Origin of the sequence: Variovorax sp. EBFNA2 (assembly GCF_033802765.1) — a bacterium.
GTDB classification, from domain to species: Bacteria; Pseudomonadota; Gammaproteobacteria; order Burkholderiales; family Burkholderiaceae_C; genus Variovorax; species Variovorax paradoxus_H.
Genome location: NZ_CP138496.1, coordinates 2,803,891 through 2,825,375, shown reverse-complemented (window position 1 = coordinate 2,825,375; position 21,485 = coordinate 2,803,891). Strand labels below are relative to the sequence as shown.

The following is a 21,485-nucleotide window of genomic DNA, read 5'->3' as shown; positions in this document are numbered from 1 at the left end:
CCTGAAGCGCCCAAAAAAACGGCAGCAAAAGGAATCGCGGCGTTCACGGGATTGAAACAATCGCGCACTGCTCGCGCATGCGATGCGGCGGCCGAAACCCTGCCCTCCAGAGGGGAACGCACGAGAAAGTTCTCGTCATGGGCATTCCTTGCATGCGCATGGCGCATGCAAGGAATGCACGCCGAAGCCTCAGTGCGAGATCATCCAGGGCCGCCGCGACGGGGCCGATTTCGCACCGTTCGGCGCCGTCTGCGTGGCACCGCGGCGCGACGATCCCGAGCAGCAACCGCAGCCCGACGGATGCCGCAGCCGCGCATAGTCGCGCGAGCTCGACGGCTCGTGGCGCGCGCGCTCGTTGGTGGCCATCGCGTGGCGCGTGTCGGCGGCCATCAGCGCCAGGCGCGGCGCGGCGGTGAACACGCGCGGCGAGGCCGTGCCGCAGTCGGGGCAGGCAGCGGGCTCGTCGCGCTGGCCCGAAGGCCGCAGCGATTCGAAGCCACCGCACTGCCCGCAGGCGTAGTCGTAGGTCGGCATGCGTGAGCCTTCTCTTCTTCGTCAGCGCAGGTCGTGCGACAGCGGCATGTCGATGCTGCCGTCGATGAACTTCACCGGGCCCGACGCGTTCGGGTTGATGTCGAAGTCGAAGATGCCCGTGGGCAGCCACAGCGTGGCGCACGAGTTGGGCACGTCGACCACGCCGCTGATGTGGCCCTGCACGGGCGCCGTGCCCAGAATCGAATAGGCCTGCGCGCCCGAGTAGCCGAACTTCTTCAGGTACTCGATGGCGTTCAGGCAGGCCTGGCGGTAGGCCACGTTCACGTCGAGGTAGTGCTGCTTGCCGCTCTCGTCGACCGAGATGCCTTCGAAGATCAGGTAGTCGTTGTACTGCGGCGTGATCGGGCTGGGCTTGAAGATGGGGTTCTTGATGCCGTACTTGGCCATGCCGCCCTTGATGAGCGTGACCTTCATGTGCACCCAGCCGGCCATTTCGATGGCGCCGCAGAAGGTGATCTCGCCGTCGCCCTGGCTGAAGTGCAGGTCGCCCACGCTCAGACCCGCACCATCGACGTACACGGGGAAGAACACCTTCGAGCCGCGCGACAAATCCTTGATGTCGCAGTTGCCGCCGTGCTCGCGCGGCGGCACGGTGCGGGCGCCCTCGGCCGCGGCCTTGTCGCGTGCTTCACCGGTCATCTTGCCCATGTGGGCGGTGCCGGCGAACGGCGGGTTCGCGAGGCCGGGCACGCGGTCCGGGTCGGTGGCGATGAGCTTGCCTTCGCGCTCGTTCCACATGTCGAGCATGGGCTTGTCGGGCAGGCAGCCGATGAGGCCGGGGTGGATCAGGCCTGCGAAGTTCACGCCCGGAATGTGGCGCGAACTCGTGAACATGCCCTTGAAGTCCCAGATCGATTTCTGCGCTTCGGGAAAGTGGTCGGTCAAGAAGCCGCCGCCGTTCTTCTTCGAGAAGAAGCCGTTGAAGCCCCACAGGCTGTCCTGCTTGGCGCCGATGTCGAGCAGGTCGACCACCAGCAGGTCGCCGGGCTCGGCGCCCTTCACGCCCACCGGGCCCGAGAGGTAGTGCACGGTGCTCAGGTCGATGTCGCGCACGTCGTCGGCGCTGTCGTTGTTCTTGATGAAACCGCCGGTCCAGTCGAAGGTCTCGAGGATGAAGTCGTCACCCGGGTTGACCCAGCAGGCCATCGGAATGTCCGGGTGCCAGCGGTTGTGGATGTTCTCGTTCTCGGTGGGCGATTGGGTCAGGTCGACCTTGATCAGCGTGTCCGTCATGTGCAGTGGCTCCTGGGGTTGTGGTTAGACAGAGAGGTAGGCTTTGATGTGCTCGACATCGGTCTTGTCGCGCGCGGTCTCGTGCACGAGCCGGCCGCCTTCGATCACGAAGAGCCGGTCGGCCACGTCCATCGCGAAGCTCAGCACCTGTTCGGACACGACGATGGTGATGCCGCGCAGCTTGCGGATCTCGTTGAGCGCCTTGGCGATGTCCTTGATGATCGAAGGCTGGATGCCCTCGGTGGGCTCGTCGAGCAGCAGCACCTTGGGGTCGGTGACGAGCGCGCGCGCAATGGCGAGCTGTTGTTGCTGGCCGCCCGAGAGGTTGCCGCCCTTGCGGCTCTTCATGTCCCACAGCACGGGAAACAGCGCGTAGATTTCTTCGGGGATGCGCCGGGTCTTCGAGTTCTCCAGGCCGGTCTGGATGTTCTCTTCCACCGTCAGCGTCGGGAAGATCATCCGGCCCTGCGGCACGTAGGCAATGCCCTTGGCCACGCGCCTGAAGCTCTCGTCGCGCGACACGTCCTGCCCCGCCACTTCGATGCGCCCGCTCCTCAAAGGCAGGATGCCCATGAGGCTCTTGAACAGCGTGGTCTTGCCCATGCCGTTGCGGCCCATGATGGCGATGGTTTCGTTCGCATGGCCTTCGAACGAGAGGCCGTGCAAGGCCTCGCTCTGGCCGTAGGCGACGTGCAGGTCTTCGACCTTCAGCATGATGTTGCTCATGGTTCAGTGCCCCAGGTAGACGTCGATGACTTTCGGGTCGGCCTGCACCTTCTCCATCGGCCCTTCGGCGAGGATCTTTCCCTGGTGCATCACCGTGACCTTGTGCGCGATCTGCTTCACGAAGGCCATGTCGTGTTCGATGACGATCACGGCGCGGTTCTGGCAGATGCGTTTGAGCAGGTCGGCCGTGAGCTCGCGTTCGCGCGCACTCATGCCGGCAATGGGCTCGTCGAGCATCAGCAGCTCGGGCTCCTGCATCAACAGCATGCCGATTTCGAGCCACTGCTTCTGGCCGTGGCTCAAGAGGCCCGCTTCGGTGCGCAGCTTGTCGGCCAGGCCGATGTCTTCGGCCACTGCCTGCACCTTCGACTTGACTTCGTCGTCGCACTGGAACGCCAGTGCGCCGAACACCGAGCGGCCTTTCGGAAACGACACCTCGAGGTTCTGGAACACGCTGAGGTTTTCGTAGATCGACGGTGTCTGGAACTTGCGGCCGATGCCCAGCCGCACGCGCTTGTGCTCGGCCATCTTGGTGAGTTCGGTGTTCTTGAACTTGATGCTGCCGGCGCTGGCGCGCGTCTTGCCGCAGATCAGGTCGAGCAGCGTGGTCTTGCCGGCGCCGTTGGGGCCGATGATCACGCGCAGCTCGTTCTTGTCGATGTACAGCGTCAGGTCGTCGATGGCCTTGAAGCCATCGAAGGAGACGGTGAGGTCTTCCACGGCGAGCGCGAAGTCGGTGTTGCTCATGGGGTGGGGGCTCCGGGTTCGATCAGGCGCGCTGGCGGCCGATGCCGTCGGGCAAGGGGGGCTCGGCCTGCGGCGCGGCGACAGGTGAAGGGGCCGACACGGCGGCGGGCGGCGGCTTCACCGCGGCATCGCGCAGGGCCTGGCGGCGCGAGGCCCACCACGGCTTGATCGTGTCTTCCCACAGGCCCGCCAGGCCCATCGGGAAGGCCATGGTCACGCCGATGAAGAGCGCGGCCATCAGGAAGAGCCACAGGTCGGGAAAGCTTTCGGAGAACAGCGTCTTGCCCGCATTGACCAGCAGCGCGCCGTACACCGCGCCCACCAGGCTCATGCGGCCACCGACGGCGCAGAAGATCACCATCTCGATCGAGGGCACGATGCCCACGAAGCTCGGCGACATGAAGCCCACCTGCAGCGCGAACATCGCGCCGCCGATGCCCGAGAGCCCGGCCGCCAGGCAGAAGGTGAAGACCTTGAAGTTCGACACGTCGTAGCCCGAAAAGCGCACGCGGTCTTCCTTGTCGCGCATCGCCAGCAGCAGCGTGCCCAGCTTGCTGGTCTGCACCCAGCGGCACAGCAGGATGCTCAGCACCAGCAGGCCCACGCAGACGTAGTAGAGGATGTACTTGGCGCTGTCGGTGCGCGTGTCCCAACCGAGCATCGTCTTCAGGTCGGTCATGCCGTTCACGCCGCCCGTGTAGCCCTGCTGGCCGATGATGAGCACCGTGCAGATCAGCGCCACCGCCTGCGTGATGATCGCGAAGTAGACGCCACCCACGCGGCGCTTGAACATCGCAAAGCTCACGAGCCAGGCCAGCGCCATCGGTGCCAGCACCACCAGCGCCAGGCTCAGCGGCAGGCTCTTGAACGGCAGCCACAGCGCGGGCAGCTCGGTGATCTGGTTCCAGTCCATGAAGTCCGGGATGCCGGGCGTCGACTGGATCTTGGTGGTGATGGGGTCGGACGCTTCGAGCTTGAGGAACATCGCCATCGCATAGCCGCCGATGCCGAAGAACACGCCCTGCCCCAGGCTCAGCACGCCGCCGTAGCCCCACACCATGACGAGGCCCACGGCCACGAAAGCGTAGGTGAGGTACTTGCCCACGAGGTTGAGGCGGAAGATGTCGAGCGACAGCGGCAGCACCACCGCGAGCAGCAGCACCAGCAGCAGGAGGCTGCCGAGCTGGTAGCGCTGGATCGAGGCCTTGAGGAAATTCATCGGGAGGTTCTCCGGGAAGAAGCGGGAATCAGCGACGCACCTTGACGGCGAAGAGGCCTTGGGGGCGCATCATCAGAATCAAGACGATCAGCGACAGCGTCAGCACCTTGGCCATCGAGCCGGTCATGAAGAACTCCGAGATCGACTGCGTCTGCGCAATGCCGAAGGCCGAGACCACGGTGCCCAGCAGGCTGGCCGCGCCGCCGAAAGTGACGACCAAGAAGGCGTCGACGATGTACAGCGAGCCCGAGGTCGGCCCGGTCGAGCCGATGGTGGTGAAGGCCGCGCCCGCTACGCCGGCAATGCCGCAGCCGATGGCGAAGGTGAGGCGGTCGGTCTTCTGGGTGTCGATGCCGGTGGCGTTGGCCATGGTGCGGTTGGCCACGGTGGCGCGCACCCGCAGGCCCCAGCGGCTCTTGTGCAGCGCGATGAGCACGCCGCCCGTGGCCAGCGCGGTGAGCGCCAGCACGAACAGGCCGTTGATGGGAATGTCGAGGCCTTCGTGCGGCGTCCACGAACCCATGAGCCACTCGGGCAGCGTCGGGCTCACTTCCTTCGGGCCGATGAAGGTGCGGAAGATCTGCTGCAGCCCCAGGCTCACGCCCCAGGTGGCGAGCAGCGTGTCGAGCGGTCGCTTGTACAGGTGGCGGATCAGCGCCCATTCCACGAGCCAGCCCGCGATGAAGGCGAACACGAAGGCCAGCCCGATCGCGATCGGAAAGTAGTACGGCATGAACGAGGGCGCCAGGCGCTCGGTCACCTGCGCGGCCAGGAAGATCGAGTAGGCGCCGATGGTCATGAACTCGCCATGCGCCATGTTGATCACGCCCATCTGCCCGAAGATGATCGCGAGCCCGAGGCCCATGAGCAGCAGCACCGCGAAGAGGCTCAGCCCCGCGAAGCCCTGCATCAGGCCGATGTTCATCATGTCCGACAGCGTCATGGCGACAGGTTCCGGTGTTGGGTATTGGGTATTGGGTGTTGGCCCCTTCCCCCTCTGGGGGAAGGTTGGGATGGGGGCTCGTCGGCACTGGCAAGCGCAAGGCTTCATCAACGGCCGCTTGCCCCCACCCCTGCCCTCCCCCAGAGGGGGAGGGAGAAATGCAAGTTACTGGTAGCCCTTCGGAAACGGATCCGGCTTGATCAGCTCAGCCGACTCCGCCACCACCTTGAAGCTGCCATCCAGCTGCCCCTGCCCGATGCGCGCCTTGCTCCACAGGTGATGGTTCGCATCCAGCTTCACGTAGCCTTCTGGCGCCGTCTTCAGCTCGATGCCCGGCGACCCGGCCACCACCTTGTCCACGTCGAAGCTGCCAGCCTTTTCCACAGCCGCCTTCCACAGCCACGGGCCGAGATACCCGGCCTGCGTCACGTCGCCGATCACCGCGTCCTTGCCGTACTTGGCCTTGAAGGCGGCCACGAACTTCTTGTTGTTCTCGTTGTCCAGCGACTGGAAGTACTTCATCGACGAGTAAAAGCCCGCGAAGTTCTCGCCGCCCACGCCGGTCATTTCGTCTTCGGTCACGGCCAGCGTCAGCAGGAACTGCTTGTCGCCGGTGATGCCCGCGGCCTTGAGCTGCTTGTAGAAGGCCACGTTCGAGCCGCCCACCACCGCCGCAAAAATGCAGTCGGGCTTGGCGACCTTGATCTTGTTGATCAGCGAGTTGAAGTTGGTGTGGCCCAGCGGGTAGTACTCCTCGCCCTTGACCGACCCCTTCTGGAAGTTCTCGATGTGCTTGCGCGCGATCTTCATGGAGGTGCGCGGCCAGATGTAGTCGGAGCCGACCAGGAAGAAGGTCTTGGCCTTTTTCTCCTTCGCGCCCCAGTCGAGGCCCCAGATGATCTGCTGCGTGGCCTCTTGCCCCGTGTAGATCACGTTCTTGCTCTGCTCCAGGCCTTCGTAGAAGGTCGGGTAGTACAAGAGGCCGTTCTCTTTCTCGAACACCGGCAGCACGGCCTTGCGCGAGGCGCTGGTCCAGCAACCGAACACGGCGGCGACCTTGTCGTTGACCAGCAGCTTCTTCGATTTCTCGGCGAAGGTCGGCCAGTCGGAGGCGCCGTCTTCCTTGATGACCTTGATCTTGCGGCCCAGGATGCCGCCCATCGCGTTGATCTGGTCGATGGCGAGTTGCTCGGCCTGGATGGAGCCGGTCTCCGAGATGGCCATGGTGCCGGTGGACGAATGCAGCTGGCCCACCGTCACTTCGGTGTCGGTCACCGCGAGCTTGGTGGTGTTGACCTTGGCCGTGGGGAACTGCCCCTGGCCGAAGCTCAGGCCGCTCAGGCCCATCACGGGCAGCGCGGCGGCGCCCTGCAGCAGACGGCGGCGGCGCAGTGCCATGGCATCGAGAGAGGAAGGGTCGGAATCACGCGACATCAGGAACTCCAGGCAGGTTGAAAGAAGGAAGAAGAAGGGAGAGCCGCGCACCATCGAAGTGCATCGGACGGTGCCGCTAGCACCATGGCTGGTACTTTAGAAATCACTTGCGTACTCGCGAATACGTCATTCAACGTAGCGGTGCGTCTCTGCCGGAGCCGCAGACTCCCGAGCCAGACAAGGCAGGAGACAGCAGGGAGCGCTTCTTGCTGTACCTGTCGCATGCCACCGTTGCCGCCGCCGCGAGAACCCGCCATGACATCCGTCTCCGGACAGAAGATCTTTCGCATCCGCCGCGACTACAACGCCTGGGTCGCGAACGAAACGCTGGAGGACTACGCGCTGCGCTACACGCCGCGCAGCTTTCGCAAGTGGTCGGAGTTCCGCGTGGCCAACGCGGCCTTCGGCGCCACCTCGTTCCTGGCGCTGGAGGCCATCGGCGGCGCGATCGCGCTGAGCTATGGTTTTTCGAATGCGCTGTGGGCGATCCTCGTGGTCGGGCTCATCACCTTCCTCACGGGCCTGCCCATCTCGTACTACGCGGCGCGGCACGGCGTGGACATGGACCTGCTCACGCGCGGCGCGGGCTTCGGTTACCTGGGCTCCACGCTCACCTCGCTGATCTATGCGAGCTTCACCTTCATCTTCTTCGCGCTCGAAGCGGCCATCCTCGCGCTGGCGCTGCAGATGTACCTCGACTGGCCGCTGTGGCTGCTGTATCTCGTGTCATCGATCGTGATCATTCCGCTGGTGGCGCGCGGCATCACGCTCATCTCGGGGCTGCAGCTGTGGACGCAGCCGATCTGGATCGTGCTGTTCGTGTGCCCCTTCATCGCGGTGATGGTGAAGAAGCCCGAGCTGTACGCCGACTTCACCGGCCTCGTGGGCCGCACCTCGGACAGCAGCGGCTTCGATCCGCTGATGTTCGGCGCGGCCGCCACGGTGGCGTTCTCGCTCGTGGTGCAGATCGGCGAGCAGGTCGACTACCTGCGCTTTCTGCCCGAGAAGACCGCCGCCAACCGCGGGCGCTGGTGGACGGCCGTGCTGGTCGCCGGGCCCGGCTGGATCGTGCCGGGTATGCTGAAGATGATGGGCGGCGCGTTCCTGGCCTTCCTCGCGCTGCAGCACGAGATTCCGGCCAACCATGCGATCGAGCCCACGCAGATGTACCTCACGGGCTTTTCGTACGTGCTGCGCGACCCGGCCTGGGTGCTGGGCATCACGGTGCTCTTCGTCGTCGTGTCGCAGATGAAGATCAACCTGACCAACGCCTATGCGGGCTCGCTGGCGTGGTCGAACTTCTTTGCGCGGCTCACGCACAGCCACCCGGGGCGCGTGGTGTGGCTGGTGTTCAACGTGGCCATCGCAATCCTGTTGATGGCGCTGGGCGTGTTCGCCGCGCTGGAGCACGTGCTGGGCTTTTACAGCAACATCGCCATCGCCTGGGTCGGCGCGCTGGTGGCCGACCTGGTCATCAACAAACCGCTGGGCTGGAGCCCGAAGACCATCGAGTTCAAGCGCGCGCACCTGTACGACATCAATCCCGTGGGCCTCGTCGCGATGCTGGTCGCGGCCGCGCTTGCGATGCTCGCATATTCAGGCGCACTCGGCCAATGGGCCAAGGCTTTCTCGCCTTTCATCGCACTCGCGACGGCCATGGCGGTGTCGCCGCTGCTCGCGTGGAAGACGCGCGGCCGCTACTACCTCGCGCGCACCGACATCGACCGCTGGACGCCGGGCCAGAGCGTGAAGTGCTCGGTGTGCGACAACAGCTTCGAGTCGGAAGACATGGCCCACTGCCCGGCCTACAGCGCACCGATCTGCTCGCTGTGCTGCACGCTCGAATCGCGCTGCCACGACCGCTGCAAGACCGACTCGCGCGCGGCCGAGCAGATGAGCGGCTGGCTACAGGCGCTGCTGCCGCCTGCGCTGTCGGCACGGCTCAACTTTCGCGTCGCGCACTACCTGCTGGTCGCCACCTCGCTGATCGCGCTGCTCGCCACGGTGGTGGGCGTGGTCTACGCGCAGGAGGCCATTGCCGGCACCATCGATTCGGCGATGGCGACGGCCTTCCTGAAAGTGTTCGCGCTGCTCTCCGTGATCGCCGCCGTGGCCGCGTGGTGGGTGGTGCTGGGCAGCGAGAGCCGGCAGATGGCGCAGGAAGAATCGAACCGCCACAACAACCTGCTCGCGCTAGAAATCGAAGCGCACCGCCGCACCGACGCCGCGCTGCAGACCGCAAAGGAAGCCGCCGAGGCCGCCAACCAGGCCAAGACGCGCTACGTGGCCGGCATGACACACGAACTGCGCACGCCGCTCAACAGCATCCTGGGCTACTCGCAGATCCTGCTCAAGGGCGGCGACGCGGCCCTGCCGCCGCGCGAGGCGGTGCAGACCATCCACCGCAGCGGCGAGCACATGCTGGGCCTCATCGACGGCCTGCTCGATCTCGCGCGCATCGAAGCCGGTCGGCTGCAGCTGGAGCCCTCGCCGCTCGCGCTGCCGGCCTTTCTCGACCAGGTGGTGCAGATGGTGCGGCCGCAGGCCGAGGCCAAGGGCCTGGCCTTTGTCTACACGCATGCGGGCCGGCTGCCGCCGTGGGTGCATGCCGACGTGAAGTGGCTGCGCCAGATTCTCATCAACCTGCTGACCAACGCCGTGCGCTTTACCGACAGCGGCACCGTCACGCTGCATGTGGACGCGCGGCGCGAGGTGCTGCGCTTCGATGTGGTCGACACCGGCATCGGCGTGGCGCCGCAGGACCGCCAGCGCATCTTCCTGCCCTTCGAGCGCGGCGCCGCGGGCCGCCGGCGCGGCGAGCCGGGCACGGGGCTGGGCCTGACCATCACCGGGCTGCTCACCTCGCTCATGGGCGGCGAGCTCAAGCTGGCGTCGACCTCGTCGGCGGGCAGCACCTTCAGCGTGCGCGTGTACCTGCGCGAAGTGGCCGACCCCGGCCCGCAGGCGGGCTCGCGCGAGCCGGTGTCGGGCTACCTGGGCGAGCGCCGCACGCTGCTGGTGGTGGACGACCAGCCGGTGCAGCGCCAGATGCTCGCCGGCATGCTCGCGCCGCTGGGCTTCACGGTGCGCGAGGCGGCCAGCGGCACCGAATGCCTCGACAGCCTGCGCGAAGAGCTGCCCTCGGCCATCCTGCTCGACCTGACGATGGACGACATGGACGGCTGGCAGACCGCGCGCTCGGTGCGGGCCTCGGGCTTCGCCGAGCTGCCGATCATCATCGTCTCAGCCAACATGTTCGAGAACCAGCCCGACCGGCTGCGCGCCGCGGGCTGCCAAGCCTTCGTGGGCAAGCCGGTGATCGAGTCGGAACTCATCGCCACGCTGGAACGGCACCTGGGCCTCGAATGGCTGGCGATCGGCGACGCCCTGCCGCCTGCCGACCCCGACGCGACGCCGCAGCGCCCGCCCCTGCTCGCACTCAGTGAAGACGACCGCGCCGACCTGATGCGCCTGGTGCAGATGGGCCACGTGCGCGGCCTGCACTCCGCGCTCGACCGGCTGGCCGCGGCCTCGCCCGACGCGGCGGCCACCTGCACCTGGCTGCGCGGCATGGTCACGCGCTTCGAACTCGACACGCTCCGCAACGCACTGGCAGAAGATGCAGACACCACCCTCGCCTCCTCCTCCTGAATCCATCTCCGAACGCCCTGTCGTGCTGGTGGTCGACGACGCCCCCAGCAGCCTGGGCATGCTGTGCGACACGCTCGAGGCCAGCGGCTACACCGTGCTGGTGGCGGCCGACGGCGAGTCCGCGCTGCAGCGGCTCGAACTCGTCGTGCCCGACGCGATATTGCTCGACGGCCTCATGCCGGGCCTCTCGGGCTTCGAGACCTGCCGGCGCATCAAGGCCAACCCGGCGCTCGCGCACATTCCGGTGCTGTTCATGACCGGCCTCTCGGAAACCGCGCACGTCGTCGAAGGCTTCGAGTGCGGCGGCGTCGACTACGTGGTGAAACCGATCCGCGCGCAAGAGGTGCTGGCGCGCCTGCACACCCACACGCGCAACGCCCGCATCACGCGCATGGCGCGCGACGCGGTCGACGTGGCCGGCATGGGCGTGGTGTTCGTCGACACGCGCGGGCGCATCGCCTGGCGCTCGCCGCAGGCCGCGCTGTGGCTGCATGCGCTCGAAGACCCCGTGGCACCCGGGCGCCTGCCCGCCTCGGTGGAGCCCGCGCTGGCGCCGGGCGCATCGATCGCCATCGGCACCGCCACGGCCATGCGGCTGTCGGTGCGCAACCTGGGTGCGGCGGCACTCGGCGAGACCATGCTGCTGTTCGCCATCCAGCGCGAAGGCCCGGCCTCGCGCCTGGCCGACGCGGCCCTCACGCCGCGCGAGACCGAGGTGCTGTCGTGGCTCGCCAAGGGCAAGACCAACCGCGACATCGGCGAGATCCTGGGCACCAGCCCGCGCACCGTGAACAAGCACCTGGAGCACATCTTCGAGAAACTGGGCGTGGAGACGCGGGCGGCGGCGGCGGCGCTCGCGAGCGGTATGTAACCTCCATGGGGTAACCGCCCCAACGGCGCCGGGCTATCGCCCTCAAAGGCCCCGGTTGCGCTCAGAATGGGCATGCCACCGGAGACAGAGATGCTTTCAAGCCTGCTGGCCTTCCCGCCCCGCGAAAGCGCCTACAAGCGCAAGTTTTTGAACAACACGGACGAGAACCTCTTCATGGGGTCGTTCGAGAGCTTCGCGGCGGCCGAGGCCGGCGCACCGCCCAGCAAGGCCGTCGGCTATGCCAATGCCGACGCGGGCGAGCTCTACAGCCCGCAGATCTATTTCTACGACTATCCCGGCCTCTTCTGGCTGGGCCGCTCCATCGATGCGGGCCTGACGCGCGTGTTCGACCTGGGCGGGCACGTCGGCATCAAGTACTACGCCTTCCGCCGCGTGCTGACCTACCCCGACATCCTGCGCTGGACGGTGTGCGACGTGCCCGGCGTGGTCGAAAGCGGCCGCGCGATGGCCGTCAAGCGCGAAGCGACCGGGCAGCTCGGCTTCACCACCGACCATCGCGACGCGAGCGGCTGCGACGTGCTGTATGTCTCGGGCAGCCTGCAGTACCTGCCGACACGCATGGACGCGATTCTTTCTTCGCTCGCCGTGAAGCCCCGGCGCATCGTCATGAACACCACGGCCGTGCACCCCGAGCGCACGATCTACACGCTCAACAGCATCGGCGTGGCCGTGTGCGCCTACCGCATCCAGCACCACGACGAGCTGCTGGCTGACCTCGCACGCTCCGGCTACCGCAAGCGGGACGTGTGGCGCAACGAGGGCAAGCCGATCGCCGTGCCCTTCGTGGAGGGCGGCGACAAGCCCTACTACGCGGGCTGCTGCTTCGACCTGATCGTTTGATTCGCCCCCATCGGCTTGTCGCGGGGGTGAGCCCGGGCGGCCCTTGTCAGACGGCGAACAGCGAATCCAGATCCGCAAAGGACTTCAGCTCGATGGCGTTGCCCGACGGGTCGAGAAAGAACATCGTCGCCTGTTCGCCGGGCTCGCCCTTGAACCGGATGTAGGGCTCGATCACGAACTTCGTCTGGCGCGCGATGAGCTTGTCGGCCATGGCCTGCCACAGGTCCATCGGCAGCACGGCGCCGAAGTGGCGCACGGGCACGTCGTGGCCGTCCACGGCGCTGTGCGACTTGTGGCCGCATTCGTCGGGTGCCAGGTGCGCCACGATCTGGTGTCCGTAGAAGTTGAAGTCGACCCACTCGGCCGAGCTGCGGCCTTCCGGACATTCAAGCAACTCGCCGTAGAAGGCGCGCGCTTCTGCGATATCGCGAACAGGAAAGGCCAGGTGGAACGGGATGCGTGCAGTGGGCGTGTTCATGGGGTTCATCGATCTAGGAGTTCAGGTTGAGCGAACTCTAAGCAGCGATCCACATAACTGAAAACGATATATTTCATCGCTGAGCACCACCAATTTCGATGAATCAACAATGATCACCGAGCTTCGCACCTTCATCGCCGTGTGCCGTCACGGCACATTCGCCGCGGCGGGAGAGCGCATCGGCCTGACGCAATCGGCTGTCAGCAGCCAGATCAAGCGCCTCGAGGAATCGCTGGGGTTCCCGCTCTTCGATCGCACGGGCCGCTCCGCCACCTTGAATGCTGCGGGCGAGACCACGCTGGGGCGGGCGGAAGAAATCTGCGCGCTCTACGCCAAGCTCGGCGAGTTGCCCGACGACGCGGCGAGCACCGGGCTGCTGCGCATCGGCGCCATTGCGTCCGCGCAACCGACGCTGGTGGCACGGGCGCTCGAAAAACTGCGCGTCGGCTTCCCCCTTCTGCGCGTGCACATCTCGCCCGGCGTGTCGATGCGGCTCATGGACGACCTGGACGCCGGCAGCATCGATGCGGCCGTGATCATCCGGCCGCCCTTCGGCATTCTTCCGGAACTGACGTGGCAAACCTTGGTGCGCGAGCCCTATGTGCTCATTGCCCCCGCGAACGTGCCGGGCCGGAACTGGCGCACCCTGCTGCGCGAACAGCCGTTCCTGCGCTACGACCGCGCGTCGTTCGGCGGGCGCATGGTCGGACGGTTCCTGCGGCGCGAAGACATCGCGGTGAGCGACGCCATCGAGGTCGACGAAATCTCGGGGCTCATCCACCTGGCCTCGAAAGGCCTGGGCGTTGCGCTCGTGCCGTGGGTCGAGGCCCACCTTCCGCTGCCGCCGGGCGTACGCATGCTGTCGCTGGGCGAGTCCACGTTCCATCGCGAAGTCGGGCTGCTGCAGCGCAAGCCGCGGGCCAGCCCGCCCCTCGTGGCGCAGTTTGCGCAGTGCCTGCGCGAAGCGGCCGAACCGGCGAAGGCAGGCCGAAAGAAAGTCTTGACGGCCTCCAAAAAGATATTAAAGTGATATCACTTTAAACAGGAGGCCTTCATGCATGAGCAGACCCCGTCCATCCCCCGCCCGGTTCGCAGGGAGCGGCCGTACCGGTCCGTCAACGGATACGGCATCGTCGCCGTGGCGCTGCTGATCCTTGCGGTCGGCGCCTGGGTGCTCGTGCGGCGGATGATGCCGCTGCCCCTGGGCATCCTGCTGATCGTCGCAGGCGTCGCGCTGCTGCCGGGGCTGTACATCCTCAAGCCCAACGAGGGCATCATCCTCACGCTGTTCGGCAAGTACCAGGGCACCGACCGCGCCGAGGGCCTGCGCTGGACCAACCCGTTCCAGTCGGGCCAGAAGATATCGCTGCGCGCGCGCAACCTCAACACGCCGCCGCTGAAGGTGAACGACAAGCGCGGCAACCCGGTGGAGATCGGCGCGGCCGTAGTCTGGCGTGTGCACGACACGGCGCAGGCCGTGTTCGAGATCGACGACTACAACAAGTTCGTCGCCATCCAGTCCGAAGCCGCGATTCGCCACCTGGCCACGGTCTACGCGTACGACAGCGGCGACGACCTGCAAAGCGACGAGGTCACGCTGCGCGCCGGCCTCGACGTGGTGGCGGATGCGCTCAAGGCCGAGCTGAACCAGCGCTTTGCCAGCGCCGGTGTCGAGGTGCTCGATGCCAAGCTCACGCATCTGGCCTACGCGCCGGAAATCGCCCAGGTGATGCTGCGGCGCCAGCAGGCGGTGGCCATCGTGAGCGCACGGCACCAGATCGTGGCGGGCGCGGTCGGCATGGTCGAGGCTGCCCTCAAGGGATTGTCAGAGCGCAACCTTGTCGTGCTCGACGACGAGCGCAAGGCCTCGATGGTGTCGAACCTGCTGGTGGTACTGTGCTCGGACCGCGAAACCCAGCCCGTGGTCAACACGGGCACGCTCTACACCTGATGCACCCACGGCACCTTCCTGCTGCCGCCACGTTCTCCTCTGATGGCCAGTCCCGGTAAGAAGTCCTATCCGCTGCGCATCGACCCGGCCCTGTGGGCCGAGATCGAGCGGCTGGCGGCCCAGGAGCTGCGCAGCGCGAACGCGCAGGTCGAGTTCCTGCTGCGCGAAGGGCTTGCGAAGCGGGGGCGGCTGCCAGCGGTGGATGCGCCCGCCAAAGACGGGGCTCCGCCCAAGCCGCCGCGCTAGGCTGGTAGTAACCCCGAATTTTCTGAAGGCCGATTGACAGCCTCGGCCTCTACGATGGAACGGCACCCCTCATCAGGAGACACCCGCCGTGACCCCCTTCGCCTCCCGTTCCGCCCTGACCCGCCGCGCCGCCCTGGCGCTGGCCGCCTCCTTCGCCCTCGCCGGTTGCGCCAACCTCGGTGGCAACACCCCACCCGCCGCCGCCGGCGACATCCACGTCATGACCTCCGGCGGCTTCACCGCCGCCTACAACGAGCTGCGCCCCGGCTTCGAGCGCAGCAGCGGCCGCAGCGTGAAGACGGCCTACGGCGCGTCGATGGGCAACGCCAGCGATTCGATTCCCAGCCGCCTCGGGCGCAACGAGCCCGCCGACGTCGTGATCCTCGCGCGCCCCGCGCTCGATGCGCTGGTGGCGCAGGGCAAGGTGGTGGCGGGCAGCCAGGTCGACCTGGTGCGTTCGTCGATCGGCTTCGCGGTGCGCAAGGGCGCGCCCAAGCCGGACATCAGCACCGTGGACGCGCTCAAGCGCACGCTGATCGCCGCGCCGTCGATTGCCTACTCGGCGAGCGCGAGCGGCACCTACTACGAGACCGAGCTGCTCAAGAAGCTCGGCATCGAAGACCAGGTGAAGCCCAAGAGCAAGCGCATCCTCAGCGAGCGCGTGGGCACGGTGGTGGCGCGCGGCGATGCGGCCCTCGGCCTGCAGCAGGTGAGCGAGCTGCTGCCCATCGAAGGCATCGACTACATCGGCCCGCTGCCCGCCGAGGTGCAGCGCGTGACGGTGTTCTCGGCCGGCGTTGCCACGGCGTCGAAGCAGCCCGACGCGGCGCGGCAGCTGATCCGCTACCTCAACGCACCGGCCGCGGCGCCGACGATTGCGAAGACGGGACTGGAGCCAATCTCCGCCCGGTGAATGGCGCGGTGAACGCTGCGCGCCTCACTTCATCTTGATGACGACCTTGCCCTTGGCCCGCCCCGTCTCGAGGTAAGCGAGCGCGTCGTTGGTCGCGTCGAACGCGAAGACCCGGTCGATGACCGGGCGTATCGCGCCGGCATCGATGAGCGAGGCGATCTCGCGCAACTGCGCTCCGCTGGCGCGCATGAAGAGAAACGAATAGCGCAGGCCGAGACGGCGCGCGCTGTTCCTGGCCTTGGCACTGAGCAGGCGCACGACGAGCTTCACGAACCACGGCGCCTTGATGCCACTGGCAAACGCGGGATCCGGCGGGCCTGAGATCGAGATGAGCGTGCCGCCGCGCCGCAGCACGCGCAGCGACTTGTGCAACGCGGCCGCGTCCTGGCTGTGCAGGACCACGTCGACGCCCTGCAGCACTTTTTCGAAGTCGTCTTGTCTGTAGTCGATGACGGTGTCGGCCCCCAGGCCCTTCACGAGCGCGGTGTTGGCGGCGCTCGTGGTCGTGGCGACGGTGGCGCCGAGCTGCCGCGCCAGCTGGATGGCAAACGTGCCCACGCCGCCCGAGCCCGCCTGGATGAAGACCTTCTGACCGGCCTTCAGGTTCGCCCTTTCGACGAGCGCCTGCCATGCCGTCAGGCCCACCAGCGGCATGCTCGCCGCCTCTTCCATGCTCAGCGTTGCAGGCTTGATCGCCACGGAGGCCTCGGCCACCGCCACGTACTCCGCGAAGGTGCCGATGCGAAAGTCGTCCGCCCGTGCATAGACCTCGTCACCCGCCTTGAAGCGCTGCACGCGCGGCCCGACCTTGACCACGACACCGGCGACGTCGTGGCCCAGCACCAGCGGCAAGTGGTACGGCAGGATGAGCTTGAACTCGCCGTCCCTGATCTTGGCGTCGAGCAGGTTCACGCCGGCGGCGTGGACCTCGACCAGGACCTCGTCGTCGCGCAGCTCGGGCGCGGGCACATCGGCCAGGCGCAGTGCGCCCTTCTTGCCGTAGCGATCGAGGACAAATGCTTTCATGGCGTTTTCTTTCGGGATTGGTCGATCAGTTGTGGCGCCGGAAACAGAAAATCATCGTTTCAAATGATGACCGTCATACATAAAACGAGCGAATGGGGCGGGGTTTGGTCAGGCGCTTCAGGCGCCGGCGGGCAGCAGTTTGTCGAGCGCGGCTTCGCGCAGGCGCTCCGACAGCGCCGGCTCGTCAACGGCGCGCGCCAGCACCAGCGCGCCGACCATGGTCGCCAGGGTCACGAGCGCTTGCTCGTGCACCTCGGGCTGGCCCCAGCCGGGCGACTGGCGGGCGATCAGGTCGACGATCGCCTTGATGTGCCGGGTCGTGGTGCGGCGCACTTCGGGGGTTTGGCGGGGCGTTTCGGAACCGAGTGCCGCCAGCGGGCAGCCGGTGTCCATGCCGTCCTGGTGCTGCTGCGAGAGGTAGCCGCGCAGCATGCGCTCCAGGGTTTTTTCGGGCGGCGCGGTGGCGACGACATCCGCGGCCGCGGCGGCCGATTCGGCGCAGGCCCGGCTTGCAGCCTCGGCCAGCATGGCCTCGCGCGAAGCAAAGTGGGCATAGAAGGCGCCATGCGTCAGGCCGGCCTCTTTCATGATGTCGGCGACGCCTGTGCCGTCGTAGCCGTCGCGACGGATCGCCCGGGCGGCCGCGGCCACGATGCGCTCGTGCGAGGCTTCCTTGGCTGCGTTGCGGGCATTGATTTTCTCATTTCGCATGATTTGCATCATATCAACATTGCGCGCGAGGCATGCGGGCGGGTTGCCGCTCTTAAACTGCACGCTCCTGCCTTCCCCACCCTGACGAACGGACGCCATGACTCACCCGACGCCCTCTTCCGCCCTCGTGAACGCCTTCGCTCCCAGCGGCACGCTGCGCGCCTCGATCAACCTCGGCAACCCGATCCTTGCCAACAAGGACGCCACCACCGGTGAACCGGTCGGCGTGTCGATCGACCTGGCCCGCGAGTTCGCACGGCGACTCGGTGTCGGCATCGAGCTGGTGGTGTTCGAGAAGGCCGCGGCCTCGGTGGACGCGGTGAAGAACGAGAAGGCCGACATCGGCTTCTTCGCAGTCGACCCGGCCCGCAGCGAAGGCCTGCGCTTCACGGCGCCCTATGTGCTCATCGAAGGCAGCTACCTCGTGTCTGAATCCTCTGCGCTGACCGACAACGCGCAGGTCGATGCGAAGGGCCACCGCATCTCGGTCGGCTCTGGCAGCGCTTACGACCTGTTCCTCACGCGCGAGATCAAGGCGGCGGAGATCGTGCGCCTTCAGGGCGCGGGGCCTGCGCTCGCTGCATTGCGCGCAGGCGAGGTCGAAGTGGCGGCGGGCATTCGTCAGCTGCTCGAAGGTGAAGCCGCCCGCGCGCCGGGCGTGCGTGTGCTGCCGGGGCGCTTCATGGTGATCCAGCAGGCAATGGGGACGCCGGCCAGTCGCGGGGCTGAGGCGCAGGCGCTGCTTTCCTCCTTCGTCGAGGAGATGAAGGCTTCTGGTTTTGTGGCCGATGCATTGAAGCGCCATCGCATCGAGGGCGCGATCGTTGCGCCGTAACTGAACGCTGCTGTTCAGGGCGCGTGCACAGGCCACCGGGTACTTCCCTCCGCGAATGTCCCCCGGGGCTGCGCCCCTCCTTTATTTCGCTGCGGGAAGTACCCAGTGTCCTGTGCCCGCTGGGCGCTCTCGTGGTGCTGGCTGATCAACCACCGCTCTGAACCCGCTCACGTCGATGAGGTGCCTTGCGCAGCGAAATCAAGGAGGAGCCGAAGGCGGGGGACATTCGCGGAGCAAGGTACCGCGTCGGCGGGAGCGACGCCCTGAACATCAAAGCTTGTGCGCCTCCACAGGCCCTTGCGAATAAAACAGGAAGTAGCCCGTCTGCGTCTTGAAGCCGTTCTTCTGCCATCCGGGCGGCACCTTGAAGATGCCGAGCTGGTCGCTCGAAATGCCGACGAAAGACGTGTGCTCCGTGTCGGTGGTGATGCGGCTCCAGCGCTCGCGCGACACCGGCTGCATCTGCATCTTGGGTTCGCTCCATTCGGGCGTACGCACCTTGTCGCGCATGATGAAGCGGTCGCCGTCGCGCTCGATCTTGACGACCTCCTTGAGCACGCCGTTGCGTTCGACGGCGTAGACGCCGACCAGTTCGGTCTCGGGTCCGCCGCGTGCGCCGCAGGCCGAGAGCAGTGACACGCAGGCCACCGCCAACAAAGAATTCAGAAGTGTTTTCATGGGATTCGGATGAGGTGACGCATGCACCGCCAGGCAGGCCCGGCGGCACATGCGGGGTTCATGAAAGAAGACTCAACGACTCAGCGCTTCTGGTTCTCACGCAGCGGCAGCTTGCCCTGGAAGCGCAGTGCGTGCGGGTACTCTTCCTTGCCGCCCGCGTCCGCCGCCGCCATCTTCTGCTGGCTCAGCTGCGTCTTGGCGAGCAGCGGCGCCGGCAGGTTGAGCACGCCCTTGATCTGGTCGTACTGCGCCTGCGTGATGCGCCCCACGCCCAGCAGGCGGAAGGCATCGCGCTCGATGTTCAGCAGCAAGGGCTTGTTGCCCGCGAAGTTCTGCACCTTGGCCAGCAGGTTGCTCCACGACGGCGCGCTGTAGTTGCTCACGTAGTAGTCCTGCCCCGTCGGTCCGGCGAGCACCGCGGTGCAGCCCGGCAGTTCGACCTGCGTGGCGTTGTTCGACATCACGAAGGTCTCGCGCTTTTCCATCGCGTCGCCGTACGCCAGCGTGACGGGAATGGTCCACGTCGAGGCCGGGAACTGGTTCTGGTTGGGGAACGACTCCTGCGTGATGTTGACGTAGGTGCGGTCGCCGGCGCACTGCGCATCGACCGTGAGCAGCGGCACGCCGGTCTGGCGGATGAGGCTGTCGCCGATGTCGCTGACCTTCTTGTTGGTGGCCTTTTCCAATGAGGTCCACAAGCGCGTGGGCGTGACGTTGCCGTATGCATAGTCTTTCAGGTAGATCTGCAGGCCCTTCTGCATCGCCTCTTCGCCGATGTAGTTCTGGATCGTCTCCAGCACGTGGCTGCCCTTGTTGTAGACAAAGATCGACGGGCTGATGAAGCCGAACGAGCCCGCGTCGTTCAGGTTGCGCTGCACCGGCACGGCCGTGTTCTTCAGGTCGGCCACGATCACGTTGTGCTTGTCGAGCACGTAGTCGGAGAAGCTGTAGTACTCGGGGTGGAACTTGATGGTGGTGCGCCGTTCGAACCAGCGCGCAAACGACTCGTTGAGCCACACGTTGTCCCACCAGTCGAGCGTGACGAGGTCGCCGAACCACTGGTGCGCCACCTCGTGCGTGACCACGGTCACCGAGTACAGCGTGGGCTTGTCGCCGGGCTTGGTGAGCACCGCGTCGGCAAACTCGAAGATCGCGCCCCAGTTCTCCATGCCGCCGAAGCCGGTGTTGGGCTTGTTGTCGTAGCTGTCGTTGGCGGCCACGGTGTCGAACTTCTTGAAGGGCAGCGAGATGCCGGTGTACTTGTAGTAGTAGTCCATCGACACCTTGGTCCACTCCATGGCGAACTTGGCCCAGTCGGAGCGGCCCGGCGGCGTGAACCAGCGCAGCGCCATGTCGCTGCCGTCGAGCGGGTTCTTGAAGGTGTCGGCCAGGATGTCGAACTTGCCGCCGCCGAAGAAGGCCAGGTACATCGGCATCGATGGCGTCTTCTCGAAGGCCACGCGCTGGTAGCCGTCGGGCAATTTCACGGCCTCGGTCTGCGCACCGTTCGACACGGTCTTCCAGTCGCCCGGCACCTCGGCCGAGATCTCGAAGGTGTGGCGAAACGCCGGCTCGTCCCAGCCGGGGAACCACTGGCGCGCGAAGTTGGTTTCGCCCTGCGTCACGATGGCGTCGCTGCTCACGCCCTCGGGTGTCGAGAGGCCCACCTTGAAGATGCCCGACGCGGCCGAGCACAGCGGGTTCTTCGCGAGCACTTCCGGCGTGCAGTACTCGGCATCGGAGAACTGGATTTTTCCGTCCCACTCCATGTGCAGCAGGTACTTGCCCTTGGCGATCTGGCCGTCGTTCAGGCGCAGCTGCACGAAGTCGCCGCGCGTCTGCGGCGTGGGAATCAGCGGGATCGCCTCGCCCGGCTTGGACACCTTGCGCAGCGTGGTGCGCCCGCGCGCAAAGTTGAGGTCGTGCGCGGCGACGACGATGGCGTCGACCGGCTGGAGCACGTCGATCTCCACGTCGGCGCGGCCCACGAAGGTCTTGAGCGCTGCATCGGGGCGGAACCACAGCTTGTAGTTGACGGGCCAGACCGTGTCGGGAAGCTCCATCGGCCGCGCCGAACGATCGACCGCGGCCACTGCCGAGTCGGGTGCGGCGGGCACGCCGTCGTCGGGTGTCTTCTTGGTGGTGTCGCCGCTGTCGGCCGCGGGTGCCGTGGCCACCGACGGCGCGTTCAGGCCGGAGCCGCCGAACGATGCGCCGCCGCCGCTGTCTCCGCCGCCGCCGCAGGCCGTCAGCGCGGCAAGGGTCACGGCCGTGAGAGCCAGACGATGAACGACAGGTGTATTCAGTGTTTTCATGATCGCCTCTGGGTACGCTTGGTAAGGAACATGCGCCGCACCGCAGGCACCGGCGGATAGCCGGTGATGCACGTGACGCGCGCGGGATGAGT

20 protein-coding genes are annotated in these 21,485 nt (G+C 66.5%); 8 read left to right on the top strand and 12 right to left on the bottom strand.

The annotated features are described in order from the left end of the window. Positions 1-189: 189 nt before the first annotated feature. The 7 genes from RZE79_RS13140 to urtA form a co-directional block, all read right to left on the bottom strand. Positions 190-534 carry a zinc ribbon domain-containing protein gene (locus tag RZE79_RS13140; protein ID WP_153284610.1) on the bottom strand — a complete coding sequence of 115 codons (345 nt, stop codon included), beginning with the start codon at positions 532-534 and terminating at the stop codon, positions 190-192. 21 nt (positions 535-555) lie between these two features. Then, positions 556-1,788 (bottom strand): formamidase, encoded by a 1,233-nt coding sequence (gene fmdA / locus RZE79_RS13135; RefSeq protein ID WP_319360765.1) that lies wholly within the window; start codon positions 1,786-1,788, stop codon positions 556-558. A 24-nt stretch (positions 1,789-1,812) separates the two neighbouring features. Further along, entirely contained in the window at positions 1,813-2,502 is a 690-nt protein-coding gene (gene urtE / locus RZE79_RS13130) for an urea ABC transporter ATP-binding subunit UrtE (protein WP_319361169.1), read from the bottom strand. A gap of 15 nt (positions 2,503-2,517) precedes the next feature. After that, positions 2,518-3,261: an urea ABC transporter ATP-binding protein UrtD gene (gene urtD / locus RZE79_RS13125; RefSeq protein WP_101492825.1), complete on the bottom strand. Its 744-nt coding sequence runs from the start codon at positions 3,259-3,261 to the stop codon at positions 2,518-2,520. 22 nt (positions 3,262-3,283) lie between these two features. Beyond that, complete coding sequence (gene urtC, locus RZE79_RS13120; RefSeq protein ID WP_319360764.1) at positions 3,284-4,480, bottom strand: urea ABC transporter permease subunit UrtC; 1,197 nt, start codon at positions 4,478-4,480, stop codon at positions 3,284-3,286. Positions 4,481-4,508: 28 nt separating this feature from the next. Continuing rightward, on the bottom strand, positions 4,509-5,423 hold the full coding sequence (gene urtB / locus RZE79_RS13115) for an urea ABC transporter permease subunit UrtB (protein WP_319360763.1): 915 nt from the start codon (positions 5,421-5,423) through the stop codon (positions 4,509-4,511). Positions 5,424-5,588: 165 nt separating this feature from the next. Further along, entirely contained in the window at positions 5,589-6,857 is a 1,269-nt protein-coding gene (gene urtA, locus RZE79_RS13110; protein WP_319360762.1) for an urea ABC transporter substrate-binding protein, read from the bottom strand. 255 nt (positions 6,858-7,112) lie between these two features. Between urtA and RZE79_RS13105 the strand changes: the two genes are divergently transcribed. The 3 genes from RZE79_RS13105 (at position 7,113) to RZE79_RS13095 (ending at position 12,240) form a co-directional block, all read left to right on the top strand. After that, positions 7,113-10,508 carry an ATP-binding protein gene (locus tag RZE79_RS13105; protein WP_319360761.1) on the top strand — a complete coding sequence of 1,132 codons (3,396 nt, stop codon included), beginning with the start codon at positions 7,113-7,115 and terminating at the stop codon, positions 10,506-10,508. Continuing rightward, positions 10,477-11,379, top strand: a complete 903-nt coding sequence (locus tag RZE79_RS13100) for a response regulator transcription factor (RefSeq protein WP_319360760.1) — start codon at positions 10,477-10,479, stop codon at positions 11,377-11,379. Before RZE79_RS13105 ends, RZE79_RS13100 begins: the two co-directional genes overlap by 32 nt. A gap of 90 nt (positions 11,380-11,469) precedes the next feature. Then, entirely contained in the window at positions 11,470-12,240 is a 771-nt protein-coding gene (locus tag RZE79_RS13095) for a TIGR04325 family methyltransferase (RefSeq protein WP_319360759.1), read from the top strand. Positions 12,241-12,286: 46 nt separating this feature from the next. Here the strand turns inward: RZE79_RS13095 and RZE79_RS13090 are convergent, their stop codons facing one another. Then, positions 12,287-12,727, bottom strand: coding sequence for a VOC family protein (locus RZE79_RS13090; protein WP_373696553.1), 441 nt, complete (start codon positions 12,725-12,727; stop codon positions 12,287-12,289). Between the two features lie 100 nt (positions 12,728-12,827). On the opposite strand from RZE79_RS13090, the gene RZE79_RS13085 reads away from it, so the two are divergent. The 4 genes from RZE79_RS13085 to RZE79_RS13070 all read left to right on the top strand — a co-directional run bounded on the left by RZE79_RS13085 (position 12,828) and on the right by RZE79_RS13070 (position 15,828). After that, positions 12,828-13,748: a LysR family transcriptional regulator gene (locus RZE79_RS13085; RefSeq protein ID WP_319360757.1), complete on the top strand. Its 921-nt coding sequence runs from the start codon at positions 12,828-12,830 to the stop codon at positions 13,746-13,748. Between the two features lie 24 nt (positions 13,749-13,772). After that, positions 13,773-14,669 carry an SPFH domain-containing protein gene (locus RZE79_RS13080; RefSeq protein ID WP_319360756.1) on the top strand — a complete coding sequence of 299 codons (897 nt, stop codon included), beginning with the start codon at positions 13,773-13,775 and terminating at the stop codon, positions 14,667-14,669. Positions 14,670-14,711: 42 nt separating this feature from the next. Continuing rightward, complete coding sequence (locus RZE79_RS13075) at positions 14,712-14,915, top strand: hypothetical protein (protein WP_153284620.1); 204 nt, start codon at positions 14,712-14,714, stop codon at positions 14,913-14,915. Between the two features lie 88 nt (positions 14,916-15,003). Then, a complete protein-coding gene (locus RZE79_RS13070; protein WP_319360755.1) occupies positions 15,004-15,828 on the top strand; it encodes a substrate-binding domain-containing protein in 825 nt (274 codons plus the stop codon). 24 nt (positions 15,829-15,852) lie between these two features. Here the strand turns inward: RZE79_RS13070 and RZE79_RS13065 are convergent, their stop codons facing one another. Then, positions 15,853-16,854, bottom strand: coding sequence for an NADP-dependent oxidoreductase (locus RZE79_RS13065; protein ID WP_319360754.1), 1,002 nt, complete (start codon positions 16,852-16,854; stop codon positions 15,853-15,855). A gap of 117 nt (positions 16,855-16,971) precedes the next feature. Next, positions 16,972-17,577, bottom strand: coding sequence for a TetR/AcrR family transcriptional regulator (locus RZE79_RS13060; protein WP_373696570.1), 606 nt, complete (start codon positions 17,575-17,577; stop codon positions 16,972-16,974). Between the two features lie 85 nt (positions 17,578-17,662). Here RZE79_RS13060 and RZE79_RS13055 point away from each other — a divergent pair, with 85 nt between their 5' ends. Continuing rightward, positions 17,663-18,400 (top strand): transporter substrate-binding domain-containing protein, encoded by a 738-nt coding sequence (locus RZE79_RS13055; protein ID WP_319360752.1) that lies wholly within the window; start codon positions 17,663-17,665, stop codon positions 18,398-18,400. Between the two features lie 270 nt (positions 18,401-18,670). Here RZE79_RS13055 and RZE79_RS13050 read toward each other — a convergent pair whose 3' ends face one another. Then, a complete protein-coding gene (locus RZE79_RS13050) occupies positions 18,671-19,078 on the bottom strand; it encodes a hypothetical protein (protein ID WP_319360751.1) in 408 nt (135 codons plus the stop codon). An 80-nt stretch (positions 19,079-19,158) separates the two neighbouring features. After that, complete coding sequence (locus RZE79_RS13045) at positions 19,159-21,393, bottom strand: M1 family metallopeptidase (protein ID WP_319360750.1); 2,235 nt, start codon at positions 21,391-21,393, stop codon at positions 19,159-19,161. Between the last annotated feature and the right edge of the window lie 92 nt (positions 21,394-21,485).